13 protein-coding genes are annotated in these 13,850 nt (G+C 67.4%); 5 read left to right on the top strand and 8 right to left on the bottom strand.

Going from position 1 to position 13,850, the window contains the following annotated elements; translation table 11 throughout:
• Positions 1-2: 2 nt before the first annotated feature.
• Positions 3-890 (bottom strand): adenylate/guanylate cyclase domain-containing protein, encoded by an 888-nt coding sequence (locus ACZYZF_RS12615; RefSeq protein ID WP_463835899.1) that lies wholly within the window; start codon positions 888-890, stop codon positions 3-5.
• Positions 891-1,117: 227 nt separating this feature from the next.
• Between ACZYZF_RS12615 and ACZYZF_RS12620 the strand changes: the two genes are divergently transcribed.
• Both ACZYZF_RS12620 and ACZYZF_RS12625 read left to right on the top strand, forming a co-directional pair.
• Positions 1,118-2,140: an oxygenase MpaB family protein gene (locus ACZYZF_RS12620; RefSeq protein WP_463835900.1), complete on the top strand. Its 1,023-nt coding sequence runs from the start codon at positions 1,118-1,120 to the stop codon at positions 2,138-2,140.
• Positions 2,141-2,167: 27 nt separating this feature from the next.
• Complete coding sequence (locus ACZYZF_RS12625) at positions 2,168-3,406, top strand: acyl-CoA dehydrogenase family protein (protein ID WP_463746883.1); 1,239 nt, start codon at positions 2,168-2,170, stop codon at positions 3,404-3,406.
• On the opposite strand, the gene ACZYZF_RS12630 is transcribed toward ACZYZF_RS12625, so the two are convergent.
• From ACZYZF_RS12630 to infC, 5 genes are read right to left on the bottom strand one after another with little or no spacing between them, the layout of a single operon-like run.
• On the bottom strand, positions 3,403-3,852 hold the full coding sequence (locus ACZYZF_RS12630) for a hemerythrin domain-containing protein (RefSeq protein ID WP_463835901.1): 450 nt from the start codon (positions 3,850-3,852) through the stop codon (positions 3,403-3,405). The genes ACZYZF_RS12625 and ACZYZF_RS12630 overlap by 4 nt on opposite strands.
• 29 nt (positions 3,853-3,881) lie before the next feature.
• Positions 3,882-4,646 (bottom strand): TrmH family RNA methyltransferase, encoded by a 765-nt coding sequence (locus ACZYZF_RS12635; RefSeq protein ID WP_463835902.1) that lies wholly within the window; start codon positions 4,644-4,646, stop codon positions 3,882-3,884.
• Between the two features lie 23 nt (positions 4,647-4,669).
• A complete protein-coding gene (rplT, locus tag ACZYZF_RS12640) occupies positions 4,670-5,059 on the bottom strand; it encodes a 50S ribosomal protein L20 (RefSeq protein WP_454790577.1) in 390 nt (129 codons plus the stop codon).
• A gap of 40 nt (positions 5,060-5,099) precedes the next feature.
• The gene (rpmI, locus tag ACZYZF_RS12645; RefSeq protein ID WP_036449598.1) at positions 5,100-5,294 is read right to left on the bottom strand and encodes a 50S ribosomal protein L35; all 195 of its coding nucleotides are present in this window, start codon (positions 5,292-5,294) and stop codon (positions 5,100-5,102) included.
• A gap of 24 nt (positions 5,295-5,318) precedes the next feature.
• On the bottom strand, positions 5,319-5,927 hold the full coding sequence (gene infC, locus ACZYZF_RS12650) for a translation initiation factor IF-3 (RefSeq protein WP_463746930.1): 609 nt from the start codon (positions 5,925-5,927) through the stop codon (positions 5,319-5,321).
• Positions 5,928-6,192: 265 nt separating this feature from the next.
• On the opposite strand from infC, the gene ACZYZF_RS12655 reads away from it, so the two are divergent.
• From ACZYZF_RS12655 to ACZYZF_RS12665, 3 genes are all read left to right on the top strand, one after another.
• Positions 6,193-6,552 (top strand): DUF1844 domain-containing protein, encoded by a 360-nt coding sequence (locus tag ACZYZF_RS12655; protein WP_463746880.1) that lies wholly within the window; start codon positions 6,193-6,195, stop codon positions 6,550-6,552.
• Positions 6,553-6,620: 68 nt separating this feature from the next.
• Complete coding sequence (gene lysX / locus ACZYZF_RS12660; protein WP_463746879.1) at positions 6,621-9,956, top strand: bifunctional lysylphosphatidylglycerol synthetase/lysine--tRNA ligase LysX; 3,336 nt, start codon at positions 6,621-6,623, stop codon at positions 9,954-9,956.
• A 47-nt stretch (positions 9,957-10,003) separates the two neighbouring features.
• Entirely contained in the window at positions 10,004-11,365 is a 1,362-nt protein-coding gene (locus tag ACZYZF_RS12665) for an alpha/beta hydrolase (protein WP_463746878.1), read from the top strand.
• Positions 11,366-11,368: 3 nt separating this feature from the next.
• Here the strand turns inward: ACZYZF_RS12665 and ACZYZF_RS12670 are convergent, their stop codons facing one another.
• Complete coding sequence (locus ACZYZF_RS12670; RefSeq protein WP_463835903.1) at positions 11,369-12,451, bottom strand: hypothetical protein; 1,083 nt, start codon at positions 12,449-12,451, stop codon at positions 11,369-11,371.
• On the bottom strand, positions 12,448-13,788 hold the full coding sequence (locus ACZYZF_RS12675; RefSeq protein WP_463835905.1) for a hypothetical protein: 1,341 nt from the start codon (positions 13,786-13,788) through the stop codon (positions 12,448-12,450). The genes ACZYZF_RS12670 and ACZYZF_RS12675 overlap by 4 nt, the downstream gene beginning before the upstream one ends.
• Between the last annotated feature and the right edge of the window lie 62 nt (positions 13,789-13,850).

Raw genomic sequence — 13,850 nt, forward strand, 5'->3', positions numbered from 1 at the left:
GGTCACTGAGCGGGCGGTTGCCCGGAGGTTTTCACCCGGTACATCAGCAGGTCGTCGGGCACACCTTCGGGCTTGTTCGAGAACATCTGTCGACGTTGACGTTTCACGGTGACGCCGATTTCCGCCAACTCCTCCTCGGAGATGCCCTCCAGCGCGGTGTGGGACACCACGAGGCCGCCGCTGTTGGCCCGTTCCATCACCCGGGCGGTGACGTTGACGTCCACGCCGAGCCAGTCCGATCCGATGCGCTGCGGGCGCCCCGTGTGGATCCCGACCCGCATGCGCGGCGCGTAACCGTCCATGTCGATGCCCTTCACCCCGTCGAGCGCAACAAGCATCGCGCGCAGGGCGGTACCCGGGTCGGAGAACACCGCCATCATGCCGTCGCCCATGCGTTTGACGATGTGACCGCCGGCTTCCAGCACGGGCGGCTCGATCACTTGCGCGACGCGGCGCAGCAATCGCAGTGTGGCGTCATCCCCTGAACGCAGCGACCACGACGAGAAACCCACCAGATCGGTGAACACCAGCGTCACTTCGGGATTGGCGGGAGTCCCCGAGACACGTTCGGTGAGCGCCTGCCATACCTGCAATGCGCCCAGGCTCACCTCGCGCGAGGCGGCGTCACGGTCGAGCAGGCGATCGGCTACCCGTGCGGCCGCGCGGGGTCCGCCCTCGCCCGAGGCCGACAGGCGGTCGCCGAAATCCGGATCCCCGGGCAACGACCGACGTACCCGCCGGACCAGGTCGACGACGGCGGGGCTGCGGTTGGCGCTCTGCAGCCACCCGAACGGGCCCGGCAATCCGGGTCTCTGCGCCGGACGCTGTTGGGGCGCCTGCTCGATATCTCCGACTCCGCCGGACGGGTCATCGAACGGCTCGCCATCCACAGCGCAAGAGTAAGTGGCCCGCGGACCGGGCGGCAATCGCGCTACGAGCTGGTTTGCCCACATTTCCCCTACGCCGGCGAACCGGGCTGGTCACAGCGCCGTGGCGCCACGGTAGCCGCCGAATAACAGTGCGCCGCGACGCGCCGCGTCAACGTAGACAACGTACGTTGTCACTACTATCGTTGGCCACAGCTGTGATCCACGTCATGACGAGTCAACGAGGACCAATGACCACACGAGCCACCACCGGCAGCGAACACGATCCACTGGGCCCGGATTCGCTGACCTGGAAGTACTTCGGCGACCTGCGCACCGGGATGCTGGGCGTCTGGATCGGCGCGATCCAGAACATGTATCCGGAACTCGGCGCCGGCGTCGAGGAGCATTCGATCCTGCTGCGCGAACCGCTACAGCGGGTGGCCCGGTCGGTGTACCCCATCATGGGAGTGGTCTACGACGGGGACCGCGCGCCCGACACCGGCGCGCAGATCAAGGGGTTCCACACCACCATCAAGGGCGTCGACAACCAAGGGCGGCGCTACCACGCACTGAACCCTGAGACGTTCTACTGGGCGCACGCGACGTTCTTCATGTTGATCATCAAGACCGCGGAGTATTTCTGCGGCGGCCTCACCGAAGCCGAGAAACAGCAGCTCTTCGACGAACACGTGCAGTGGTACCGGATGTACGGCATGAGCATGCGGCCGGTCCCCAACAGCTGGGAGGAGTTCCAGGAGTACTGGGACGCCAAGTGCCGCGACGAGCTCGAGATCAACCGGGCCACCCTCGACATCTTCACCATCCGGATCCCCAAGCCGTGGTTCGTGCTGATGCCGACACCGGTCTGGGACCAACTTTTCAAACCACTTGTCGGAGCGCAGCGCTGGATCGCCGCCGGATTGTTCGATCCGGCGGTGCGGGAGAAGGCCGGGATGCGCTGGACGCCCGGCGACGAGGTGCTGCTGCGGATCTTCGGCAAGATGGTCGAGTTGGCGTTCGTCGCGGTGCCCGACGAGATCAGGCTGCACCCACGCGCCCTGTCGGCCTACCGCCGCGCGGCCGGGAAGCTACCGTCGGACGGTCCCCTGGTGGAAGCGCCGGGCTTCATGGCGCCGCCCCGCGACCGCAGGGGCCTGCCGATGCATTACCTGCCGCGCAACAAGACCCTGCTCGACCGGGCCGGCGCCCTGGTGCACACCACGTTCTCACTACCGGCGCTGCGGCGCCCTGCCCGCCGCCCCGCGGCCTGACTTTTGACACCTGTCTAAGCTGTCGGGATGCTGGATTGGTCTGATGTAGACATCGCCGTGCGCGACGCGGTTCGTGAGTTCGTGGACAAGGAGATCCGCCCGCACCTCGACGAGCTCGAGAGCGGCGATATGGAGCCCTACCCGATCGTGCGAAAGCTGTTCGCCACGTTCGGTATTGACGCGATGTCCAAGGAATCGCTGGACAAACGGCTGGAGAAGCTGCGCAGCGGTGACGCGAAGCCGTCCGGCGCGCGGGGCGGAATGTTCGGTGGCAGCGGGTCCCCGGGCATGGGATTCGTCCTGATCAGCGAACTGTGCCGGGTATCGATGGGCCTGGTCACCGGGCTCGGGGTCAGCCTCGGCTTGACCGTGTCGACCATCCAGAGCCGCGGCACGCTGGCCCAGCAGGAGCGCTGGCTCCCCGGCCTCGTGACCTACGAGAAGATCGGCGCCTGGGCGATCACCGAACCCGATTCAGGCTCAGACGCCTTCGGCGGTATGAAGTCCTATGTCACCCGCGATGGGGACGATTACATCCTCAACGGCCAGAAGACCTTCATCACCAACGGGCCCGACGCCGACGTCGTCGTCGTCTACGCCAAGCTGGATGAACGAGACGGGTCGGACAAGCGCAACCGCAAGGTACTGACCTTCGTCCTCGACCGCGGCATGGAAGGCTTCGTGCAGTCGAAGCCGTTCCGCAAGATGGGCATTCACTCCTCGCGCACCGGCGAGCTGTTCTTCAACAACGTCCGGCTGGGACGTGACCGGCTGCTCGGCGAGACCGAAGGCTCCGAGGATGGCACCGACGAGGGCCGGGCAAGCGCGCGGTCGAACTTCTCGGCCGAACGCATCGGGGTGGCCGCGATGGCACTGGGCGTGATCGAGGAATGCCTGCGGTTGAGCGTCGACTACGCCAAGACCCGCACCCTGTGGGGTCAGGAGATCAGCCAGTTCCAGCTGATCCAGCTCAAACTGGCCAACATGGAAGTGGCCCGGATGAACGTGCGCAACATGCTGTTCCGCGTCATCGAATCCGCTGAGAAGGGCTCCCCGATCTCCCTCGCCGAGGCATCGGCCATCAAGTGGTACTGCTCGCAGGCCGCGACAGATGTCGCGATGGAGGCCGTGCAGCTGTTCGGCGGCAACGGGTACATGACCGAGTACCGGGTGGAGCAGTTGGCCCGCGACGCCAAGTCGTTGATGATCTATGCCGGCAGCAACGAGGTTCAGATCACCCACGTGGCACGAGGACTGCTCAGTTAGCCCTGCCCCTGGATCATTTCGCGACCCGGGTGTGCCTCGCGCCACCCGGCCATCGCGGCGTCCCAGTCGGGTCCGTCGAGCGCGGTGAGCGCGGCCGGAAACAAGCCGTCCTCTTCTTTGGCGATGTGCAGGTAGAGCTCTTCGATCTCGTTGCGCACCCGAGCCTGGTGCTCGGGATCGGCCAGGTCGACGACCTCGAGGAACGCGGCCAGCTCGCGGTGTTCGGCGACCAACGGATCGATGTGCTCGGCGTAGAGCTCATCGCCGTGCATCACCGCGAACAGCCCGTTCTCCTCGCCCTGCCAGTGCGAGCGCAGCTCCTCGAACATCTCCCCCAGCCGCCGGCGGGCCACCTCCAGCTCACCGCGGTCCAGTGCGCGCACCGCTTCCCGGCCGTGGTCGACTGCGCGCTCGTGCTCGGCGATGTAATCCCGCAGCAGTGGCATGTCCCGGCATCCGCAGTATTGGCACATGCTCAATCACTAGCACTGCGGTGGGCGCGGGCGCTCTGATACAGACAGATAGAGGCTGCCGAGGCGATGTTGAGGCTCTCGGAGTGACCGGGCATGGGTATGTGCACGCGATGGTCGGCAGCCGCGGCCAATTCGGTTGGCAGGCCGTGGGCTTCGGGGCCGAACAGCCAAGCCGTGGGCTGCGCCAGGTCGCCGCCGGCATCGAGGTCGTCGAGGCTGACCTCGCCGTCGACCGTGGTGGCCAGCACCTGCAACCCTGCGGCCTGCAGCCGCGCAACGGTTGCCGCTTCATCGGGCTCGTCGATCACCGGCAGCGAGAAGATGCTGCCGGCCGACGCCCGCAGGCACTTGCTGTTGTACGGGTCGACGCTGTGGCCGGCCAGCACGACGGCATCGGCCCCCATCGCGTCGGCAGTGCGGATCAACGTACCGGCGTTGCCCGGCTCCGAGATCCGCACGGGCACCGCGATCAACCGGGGCGCAGCGGCCAGAACGTCAGCAAGGGAGACCTCCGGCAGCCGGCACACTGCAACCAGGCCGACCGGGGTCACGGTGTCGGACAACGCTTTTGCCGCGCGCTCGGTGACCAACTCCACGGGTGCGTCGCCGAGCACGGATCGGAAGCGGTGCGCAGCTTCTTCAGTCGCGAACACCTCGGAAACAAGTCCGCGCCGCAACGCTGCCTCGACGAGGTTGGACCCCTCGGCAAGGAAGCGTGCGGCGCGGCGGCGCCCGACGTGGCGCTGCAGTTTGACCGCAGCAGCCACCCGGGCAGAACGCTCGGTAAGCGTCAGGCGGCCTCTCCGGAGGGCGCATTGACATCTTCGGGGAGCGCGGCCTTGGCGACCTCGACCAGCGCGGTGAACGCGGCGGCGTCACTGACGGCAATCTCGGCCAGGTTCTTGCGGTCTACCTCGACACCGGCAGCCTTCAGCCCCTGGATCAGGCGGTTGTAGGTGATGTCGTTGGCGCGGGCCGCGGCGTTGATACGCGAGATCCACAGCTTGCGGAACTCACCCTTGCGGGCGCGACGGTCGCGGTAGGCGTAGTTCAGCGAATGCAGCTGCTGTTCCTTGGCCTTGCGGTAGAGGCGCGACCGCTGGCCGCGGTAGCCCTTCGAGGCCTTGAGTACGGTACGCCGCTTCTTCTGGGCGTTGAGTGCGCGCTTCACGCGTGCCATGGGATGTTCCTATTCTCGTTCGGTACGGGGAGCGGCAGGTCTAGCCGTTGAGCAACTTGTTGACACGCTTGGTGTCGTTGGCTGCCACCACGGTGCGGCCGTCGAGCCGACGGGTGCGCTTGGTGGCCTTGTGCTCCAGCAGGTGGCGCCGGCCGGCCTTCTGGCGCACGATCTTGCCGGTCCCGGTCTTGCGGAAGCGCTTGGATGCTCCGCTGTGGGTCTTCGCCTTGGGCATGAATCCTCAGTTCTGTGTTGAAAACTAGTTCTGCGTGACGTCTGGTTCTTCTGATGCGGCTGGTGCAGCCTGCTGCCCGCCGGGGCGCTCGGCCTGCTCTGCCGCCTTGGCGCGAGTCTTCGCGCCGCGGTGCGGTGCCAGCACCATCGTCATGTTGCGGCCGTCCTGCTTGGCTGACGTCTCGACGAAGCCGTAATCGGCGACATCGGCGCCGAGCCGCTGCAGCAACCGGTACCCGAGTTCGGGGCGGGACTGCTCACGACCACGGAACATGATCGTCACCTTGACCTTGGACCCGGCTTCGAGGAAGCGGACCACATGGCCCTTCTTCGTCTCGTAGTCGTGATCGTCGATCTTGGGACGCAGCTTCTGTTCCTTGACGACGGTCTGCTGCTGGTTCTTGCGAGACTCGCGCTCCTTGAGTGCCGTCTCGTACTTGAACTTGCCGTAATCCATGATCTTGCAGACCGGGGGTTTAGCGGCTGGTGCAACTTCGACGAGGTCGAGATCGGCATCCGCGGCGACGCGGAGAGCATCTTCGATGCGCACGATCCCTACCTGCTCGCCGTTCGGTCCGATCAGGCGGACTTCAGGTACGCGGATGCGCTCGTTGATGCGGGTCTCAGTGCTGATGGGGCCTCCTATGTTGGGTCTGCTGAGGAGACCCGCCCATCCGCACTTCTGCCCTGTAGAACAGAAAAGCCCTGCTGAAAAGCAGGGCCCAATGCCGACCGATCACGGCTTCCGCCGCCTGCAGCTCCAAAGGTGGAGCACAGAACCGGCGTCCGAGGACACCGGCGACCGGACCGTTGTACCAGTGTGGCCAACGGTGGGAGTGGGACTCCACTTGCTGTCCCTGACATAAGCCGGGACGGTCGCGCATGAAAGTCTAGCAGCTATGACGGATCCGACCGAAACGCCCGACGAAGCGACACCGCAGCTACGGGAGCTGGCCGACATTCCCGCGGTCGAAGTGATCACCCGGGCGGCGGTCATGTTGATGAGCGCCGCAGCCGAGAAGATCGGGCTGTCGGCCGAGGACCCCGAGGATAGCCCGCACCGCGATCTCGACGAGGCCCGCCGGCTGATCACTGCACTCGCCGGGCTCGTCACCGCCTCGGCCGAATACCTGGGACCCCACGCGGGCCCGGTGCGCGACGGCCTCAAGAGCCTGCAGCTGGCGTTCCGCGAAGCCAGCGCGGCACCCGAAGAACCGGGAAAAGGCCCAGGCGAGAAGTACACCGGCCCGGTCTGGTAGCCGGTCCCCCCGGTGTCTGTGCGCGGGCTCAACCCAATTGACGGGTTGAGCGCCTATTCTCCGGGCGTATGACCGTCATCAGCCGCGGCAACGGCACCGGGGTCCAGCCCGCGTCGAGATTCTCCTGGGTTCCCGCAGCAGCCGGCTGGATCGTCGGGGTGATCGCCACCCTGTCGCTGATCGCCAGCGTGTCACCGGCAGTGCGCTGGTTGATCCAGGTGCCCCGAGAGTTCGTCAACGACTACATCTTCAACTTTCCCGACACCAGCTTCGCGTGGGCGTTCGTGCTGGCGTTGCTGGCCGCGGCGCTGGCCGCCCGCAAGCGGATCGCCTGGTGGATCCTGGTGCTCTACATGGTGGGCGCCATCGGCTGGAACCTCGGTGACCTCGCCGCCGGTGGAGATCCTGTCGCCGACGATGTAGGCGAGGTCATCGGTGTGGTGTTCCACGTGGCCGCGATCGCCGCGCTGGTCTTGGCCCGTAACCAGTTCTGGGCCAAGGTGCGCCGCGGTGCCCTGCTCAAATCCGCCGTGGTCCTGGTCGCGGGCATGGCGATCGGAATCCTGGCCGCGTGGACGCTGCTGGAACTGTTCCCCGGCACCCTGCCCCCGGAATGGCGGCTGCTGTACGCGGTCAACCGGGTCAGCGGATTCGCGACCGTCCCGCCCGAGGTTTTCGAGGGCTATTCGCACACCTTCCTCAACGCGATCTTCGGCTTGTTCGGCGCGCTGGCACTGATGGCGGCCGCGGTCGTGCTGTTCCAGTCCCAACGCGCCTCCAATGCACTGACCGGCGAAGACGAGTCAGCGATCCGCGGGCTGTTGGAGACCTACGGCAAGAACGATTCGCTCGGGTACTTCGCCACCCGCCGGGACAAATCGGTGGTGTTCGCCCCCAACGGCCGGGCCGCGATCGCCTATCGCGTGGAAGTCGGGGTGTGTCTGGCCGGCGGCGATCCGGTCGGTGATCCGAAGGCCTGGCCGCAGGCGATCGCCGCCTGGCTGCAGCTGTGCCAGACCTACGGCTGGGCGCCCGGTGTCATGGGCGCCAGTTCGACGGCAGCCGAGGCGTTCCGGGTGGCCGGGCTCAACGCGCTGCAACTCGGTGACGAGGCCATCCTGTATCCGGACAGCTTCCGGCTGTCCGGCCCCGATATGCGCGCGGTGCGACAGGCGGTCACCCGGGCCCGGCGCGCCGGCACCTCGGTGCGCATGCGGCGCCACCGTGAACTGGATCAGGCCGAGATGGCCGAGGTGATCAAGCGTGCCGACGCCTGGCGGGACACCGAGACCGAACGCGGCTTCTCGATGGCGCTGGGCCGGCTCGGCGACCCGGCCGACGGTGACTGCCTGCTCGTCGAGGCGGTGCAGCACAAGGCCGGCGAACCAGAAAACTCAGAACCCGAGGTGGTCGCGTTGCTGTCGCTGGTGCCGTGGGGAGCCAACGGTGTCTCGCTCGACGTCATGCGCCGCTCCCCGCAATCCCCCAACGGCACCATCGAGCTGATGGTCAGCGAACTGTGCATGCAGTCCGAAGGCATTGGGGTCAGCCGTATTTCATTGAACTTCGCAATGTTCCGGTCGGCATTCCAGCAGGGTGCACAGCTGGGCGCCGGTCCGGTGGCCCGACTGTGGCGCGCCCTGTTGGTGTTCTTCTCCCGGTGGTGGCAGTTGGAGACGCTGTACCGCTCGAACATGAAGTACCAGCCTCAGTGGGTTCCCCGGTACGCCTGCTACGAGGACGCGCGGTTGATCCCGCGAGTCGGGGTGGCCTCGGTGATCGCCGAAGGTTTCCTGGTGCTGCCGTTCTCCCGGCGAAACAAGCAGCACACCGGCGAGCACGTCGCGGCCCCGGCGGAGTTGGTGGGTTCGGGCCGCCTCCACCACGACGGCAGCGCACCGGACTTCTCCGGAATGCCGACGGATCCCGACGGCGACGAGCGGCAACGGCTACCCGAGCAGGTGCGGGTCCGGATGGCCAAGCTGCGGCAGTTGCAGGCCGGCGGCGTGGACGCCTATCCGGTGGGCCAGGCCCCGAGCCACACCATTGCGGCCGCACTGGAGGCCGCCGACGGCGACGACGTGATCGTGGCCGGCCGGATCCTGCGGGTCCGGGACTACGGCGGCGTGCTGTTCGCCCAGCTGCGCGACTGGTCAGGAGAAGTTCAGTTACTGCTCGACAACGAGGGGCTCAGCGGGGCCACGACCGCCGACTTCACCGCCACGATCGACCTGGGTGATCTGATCGAGGTCAGCGGTGCGATGGGCCGCAGCCGCAACGGCACCCACTCGCTCCTGGTCGACAGTTGGCGGTTGATCGGCAAATGCCTGCGCCCGCTGCCGGACAAGTGGAAGGGCCTGACCGACCAGGAGGCCCGGGTCCGGGCCCGCTACGTGGACCTCGCGGTCAACACTGAGGCACGAGACCTGATCCGGGCCCGTAGCGGCGCACTGCATGCCATCCGGGAGACGTTGTACGCCAAGGGTTTCCTGGAGGTCGAGACCCCGATCCTGCAACAGATCCACGGCGGTGCCAACGCCCGGCCGTTCCTGACCCACATCAACGCCTACGACCTGGACCTGTATCTGCGGATCGCGCCCGAGCTCTACCTCAAGCGGTTGTGCGTCGGCGGCGTCGAGCGGGTCTTCGAGCTGGGCCGCGCGTTCCGCAACGAGGGCGTGGACTTCAGCCACAACCCGGAGTTCACCCTGCTGGAGGCCTACCAGGCCCACGCCGACTACAACGTGTGGATCGACGGCTGCCGCGAGCTGATCCAGAACGCCGCGGCAGCCGCCAACGGAGCCCAGGTCTTCCAGCGGCCCCGTGCCGACGGGGTCCTCGAGCCGGTCGACATCTCCGGCCGGTGGGCGGTCAAGACCGTGCACGACGCGGTGTCGGAAGCCCTCGGCGAGCACGTCACCGTCGAGACCGACCTGGCCGTGCTGCGCCGGCTCTGCGACGCGGCGCACATCCCCTACCTGACTCATTGGGACGCCGGGGCCGTGGTGCTGGAGATGTACGAGCACCTCGTCGAGGACCGCACCGAAGAACCCACGTTCTACAAGGACTTCCCGACCTCGGTGTCCCCGCTGACCCGGCCGCACCGCAGCATCCCAGGGGTTGCCGAACGCTGGGATCTGGTGGCTTGGGGCGTCGAACTGGGCACCGCCTACAGCGAGCTCACCGACCCCGTCGAACAGCGCCGCCGGTTGCAGGAGCAATCGTTGCTGGCCGCGGGCGGTGACCCCGAGGCGATGGAACTCGACGAGGATTTCCTGCAGGCCATGGAGTACGCCATGCCGCCGACGGGCGGTCTCGGTATGGGTGTGGACCGTGTGGTCATGTTGATAACTGGCCGTAGCATCCGCGAAACACTCCCGTTTCCCCTGGCCAAACCTCGTTAGCAGCCACCTCACAGCCGATCCCAAGATTGGGCGGCGACGATGTTGCCGTGACCTTCACTCACCACCTGTCCTTGATGCACGGCTGGGTTCCGACCAGCATCCAAGTCATCACCGCCGTGGTGTTGATCGCCGCAATCGGGTGGCGTACCCGCCGCTGGGCGCTCATCTGGCTGCCGTTCGCCGCGGCCGTGGGCGGCATTCTCGTCGCGGGCACAAACTGGTACATCGAGTCCGAGGGTCTGGCGGGCAATCCGGCGCCGCGGTCCCTGTGGGTGTGGATCGCGCTGACGGGCGCGGCGGTGGTGATCCTGGCCGCGGGCTGGCGCGGCAGCCGGTGGTGGCGGCGCGGTACCGCTGTCATGGCAGTGCCGCTGACGCTGCTGTGCACGGCACTGGCGCTGAACCTGTGGGTCGGTTACTTCCCGTGGGTGCAGACCGCATGGAACCAGTTGACCGCCGGTCCCCTGCCCGACCAGACCGACCAGGTCACGGTGGTCGCCATGCAGCGCAAGGGCGCCATGCCCGCCAAGGGCAGTGTGGTCCCGGTCGAAATCCCCAACACCGCTTCGGGTTTCCGGCATCGCGGTGAGTATGTGTACCTGCCGCCGGCGTGGTTCGCTTCCAATCCCGCTCCTCAGTTGCCGACCGTGATGATGATCGGCGGTGAGTTCAACACCCCGGCCGACTGGATGCGGGCCGGCAACGTGATCAAGACGATGGACGATTTCGCCGCCGCCCACCACGGCTATGCGCCGGTGCTGGCGTTCGTCGACCCGGGCGGCACCTTCAACAACGACACCGAATGCGTCAATGGCAAGCGCGGGAACTCCGCCGACCATCTCACCAAAGACGTTGTCCCATATATGAACAGCCACTACGGCGTCAAGCCGGCGGCCTCGGGTTGGGGCATCGTCGGCTGGTCCATGGGCGGCACGTGCGCGGTGGACCTGGCGGTCATGCACCCCGAACTGTTCAGTGCGTTCGTCGACATCGCCGGTGACATCGGCCCGAACTCGGGGACCAAGGCGCAGACCATCGACCGACTGTTCGGCGGCAATGCCGCCGCGTGGGACGCCTTCGATCCGAGCACGGTGATCAACCGGCACGGGCCGTACGACCAGATGACCGGTTGGTTCGACGTCAACGACACCTCCACGCCGGGCAAGCCCGCAGCCCACGCCAACGATCAGGCCAAGGCCGCCAACTCCCTGTGCGCACTCGGTTCGAAACACGGCATCGCCTGCGCCGTGGTGACCCACCAGGGCACCCACGACTGGCCGTTCGCCAGCCATGCATTCTCGGCGGCCCTGCCCTGGCTGGCCAGTGCGATCGGTACACCGCAGGCACCCGCGACCGGACTGCCGCAGGCGTCGCCCTCGGCGGCGTTCATCCAGACGGCCGCCAAGTAGCGCTCAGTAGTCGGATTCAACTGCGCGGACCTCGGCGAGGAAGGCACCCGCGGCCATCCGTGTGCGCGCGAACGCTCGCACCCGCTCCCGCGCCTCCGCGGACTCGGGGGCGTCCTCGGCGCCCACCCGGACCGCGGCGTCTGCCCAATCCAGGTTCCAGGCGTGGGTTTCGGTGAGACGCCGCCCGTCCGAATCGTGCAACTCCAGCACCGCACGACCCGTGGCATCGAGGAAACCGGAAGCGCCGCAACCGTTACCGCGTAGTCCCACCTCGATACCCAGCGGTGAGTCCGGCCCCGAAAGCGCCACCCGCACCACCGCTGTGACCCCCGCACCGTCCCCGAGCACCGACCACTCGAGGGTGTTCTCGGCAGCGTCGAACACTCCGGGCGGCACGGCCGACCACGCGACGGTGCCGGTTCCGCGTGCGATCAGCCCTGCCGTCTTCCCACTGTCGCCGCTGCCGGCCGCGAGCGCGTAGTCGTCCCGCTGTGGTTCCGCTGCGAGCGTGTCCGGCCAGTTCAGCCCGATCTCACCGGCGAGCTCGCGGCATTCCTCGACCATTGCCGCAATCCTCGGATCACCGGATGCAGCAAGTGAATTCAAGGCACTCAGGTGTGGCGCCAACAGACCTGCGACGTCGGAATCCAGGGTGTCGTCAGTGAAGAAATCCTCGGCGGCCACCGTCGACAGCGCCAGTTCGGCATCGAGTACCGGACGCTCCAGTGCCGCGATGCCGTCCCGGTCGCTGGCCGGCCACCACCGCCGCAACCAGTGCCCGATCGCCAACCGCTGCAACGTTTCCATCGTTCCCGGCAGCACCTCGACCCCGGTCAGCTCGAGCGATTGTCCGGGCTCCCGGTGGCGCAGTGCGTCCAGGAGGGCGACGTGGCCCGACTCGCCGAGCACTCGCCAGAGCCAGTCCGCACGCTCCGGATCGGTGAACGTGATGGAAGGTGGTTCGTCTGCGCCCCCGTCCACGACCCATGACAGGACCGCGCCGCTGACCTCGAGTACCGCGACCAGAGGCAGATCGTCGGCCACCGGGCCGCTACTCCACAGCCCGCCGTCTGCACCCAATTTCACTCTGCCACCTGCACTTCCAGCATCGCCTTGATCCGCTGCCGGTGATCCAGACTGACCGACCTGGCCACGCCCTCCAGCAGCGACCGCAGGTCGTCGACGTCCGCGCAGGACTCTTGCCAGACATCCCGGCCGTGCAACCGCGCCCACAGCCGGCTCAGATAGGGGCGGCAGAACGCACCGAGATCATCGATGACCTGCCGTTGGCGCGGGTGCACCGGGGCACCGGCCACCACGTAGCGGCGGGCATGCAGCACATACGCTTCCTTGGCCAGCCGGGCCTGTATGCGCGCCGACAGCTGGTAGCGGCCCGCGGCGTCGGCGTCGAGCGGACGCAGGTCGGTGGCCACCTCGATGCCGGCCACCAGGCCGGCCTGCTTGTCCTCGGCGAGCAGCCCCCATGGAGCGCAGGACCGGTCCACCTCCTCGGCACACAGCAGCGGGATGTCCGGCAGTTCGTCCCGGTCCAGTGCCCGGCGCAATGTCGCCCGTACCCGATCGACCACGCTGCGGTCCAGCGGGCGATCACCCTCGGCCGGGCCAATGATCGACGGGTGCTGTTGTGGCAACACTGAACTCAGTCCGATGTCCACAACCGACCAGGGCAGCCCGGCATCCTCGTGCCGCACCCCGGCGCCGAGGTTGTACGGCGTGGCGTCGGCCACCAGCGCCGACCACACCCGCCGGCGGGCCGCCTCGGCACGATGACTGTCGGCCGGGCCCAGCACAGTCGCCAGTCCGGCGAAGAACGGGCCGGTGATCGCGTCGGAGGCGACGATGTCCTGCCAGCTACGGTCGAGCTGGCGACGCAACCGGTCGACGACATGCGGATCGGCCACATGCTGGTTGAGCGCCTCGATGGCGGTACGGTCACGGCCCTGATGGAGATCGGCCAGCACCTCCGTCGCAACGTCAGTCTTGTCTGAGGCCGGGGCACCCCGGGTAACGGCAAGCTCGAAACACACCGGGAAATACAGCTCCTGGGCGTTGCCGGCGGTGATGCGCAGCCGTCGGCGCTGCTGTTTGAGCTCGGTGAACCAGGCAGCGGCGGCACGCAGGTGTGGCCCACTGCGGATCATCTGCGCGTGCAGGTCAGCAGCCACCGCGGGAGCCAGCACCGGTGCCGAGTAGTGGGTGTTGCTGCGCAACCTGAGCACCAGCGGGTCGATGATCCGTTTGACGGTCCGGCGCAGTGGCCCGCCGTCGTCGCCGCTGAACACCTCGACGCCGGGGCCGAGGGCGCGCCAGGCCCGATCGATCACCGCGCGGCGCGGCTGGGCGGCGCCCACCGCCGAATCGGGGTCGGCCCGCGCCCCAGACGTTTCGGACCCGATGCTCACCGGCACCAGGATAGAGGCGTCGAAGTTGGGTTCGGTAGCGGTCGGTCGGCCGGACCCTTGGG

The organism is Mycobacterium sp. IDUB_24 (assembly GCF_055419385.1).

Bases quoted from the DNA above. Each gene is read 5' to 3' on its own strand.
- rpmI (WP_036449598.1), bottom strand. From the start codon at position 5,294: ATGCCCAAGGCGAAGACCCACAGCGGAGCATCCAAGCGCTTCCGCAAG.
- ACZYZF_RS12625 (WP_463746883.1), top strand. From the start codon at position 2,168: ATGCTGGATTGGTCTGATGTAGACATCGCCGTGCGCGACGCGGTTCGT.
- lysX (WP_463746879.1), top strand. From the start codon at position 6,621: ATGACCGTCATCAGCCGCGGCAACGGCACCGGGGTCCAGCCCGCGTCG.
- ACZYZF_RS12620 (WP_463835900.1), top strand. From the start codon at position 1,118: ATGACCACACGAGCCACCACCGGCAGCGAACACGATCCACTGGGCCCG.
- ACZYZF_RS12655 (WP_463746880.1), top strand. From the start codon at position 6,193: ATGACGGATCCGACCGAAACGCCCGACGAAGCGACACCGCAGCTACGG.
- ACZYZF_RS12630 (WP_463835901.1), bottom strand. From the start codon at position 3,852: ATGCCACTGCTGCGGGATTACATCGCCGAGCACGAGCGCGCAGTCGAC.
- rplT (WP_454790577.1), bottom strand. From the start codon at position 5,059: ATGGCACGCGTGAAGCGCGCACTCAACGCCCAGAAGAAGCGGCGTACC.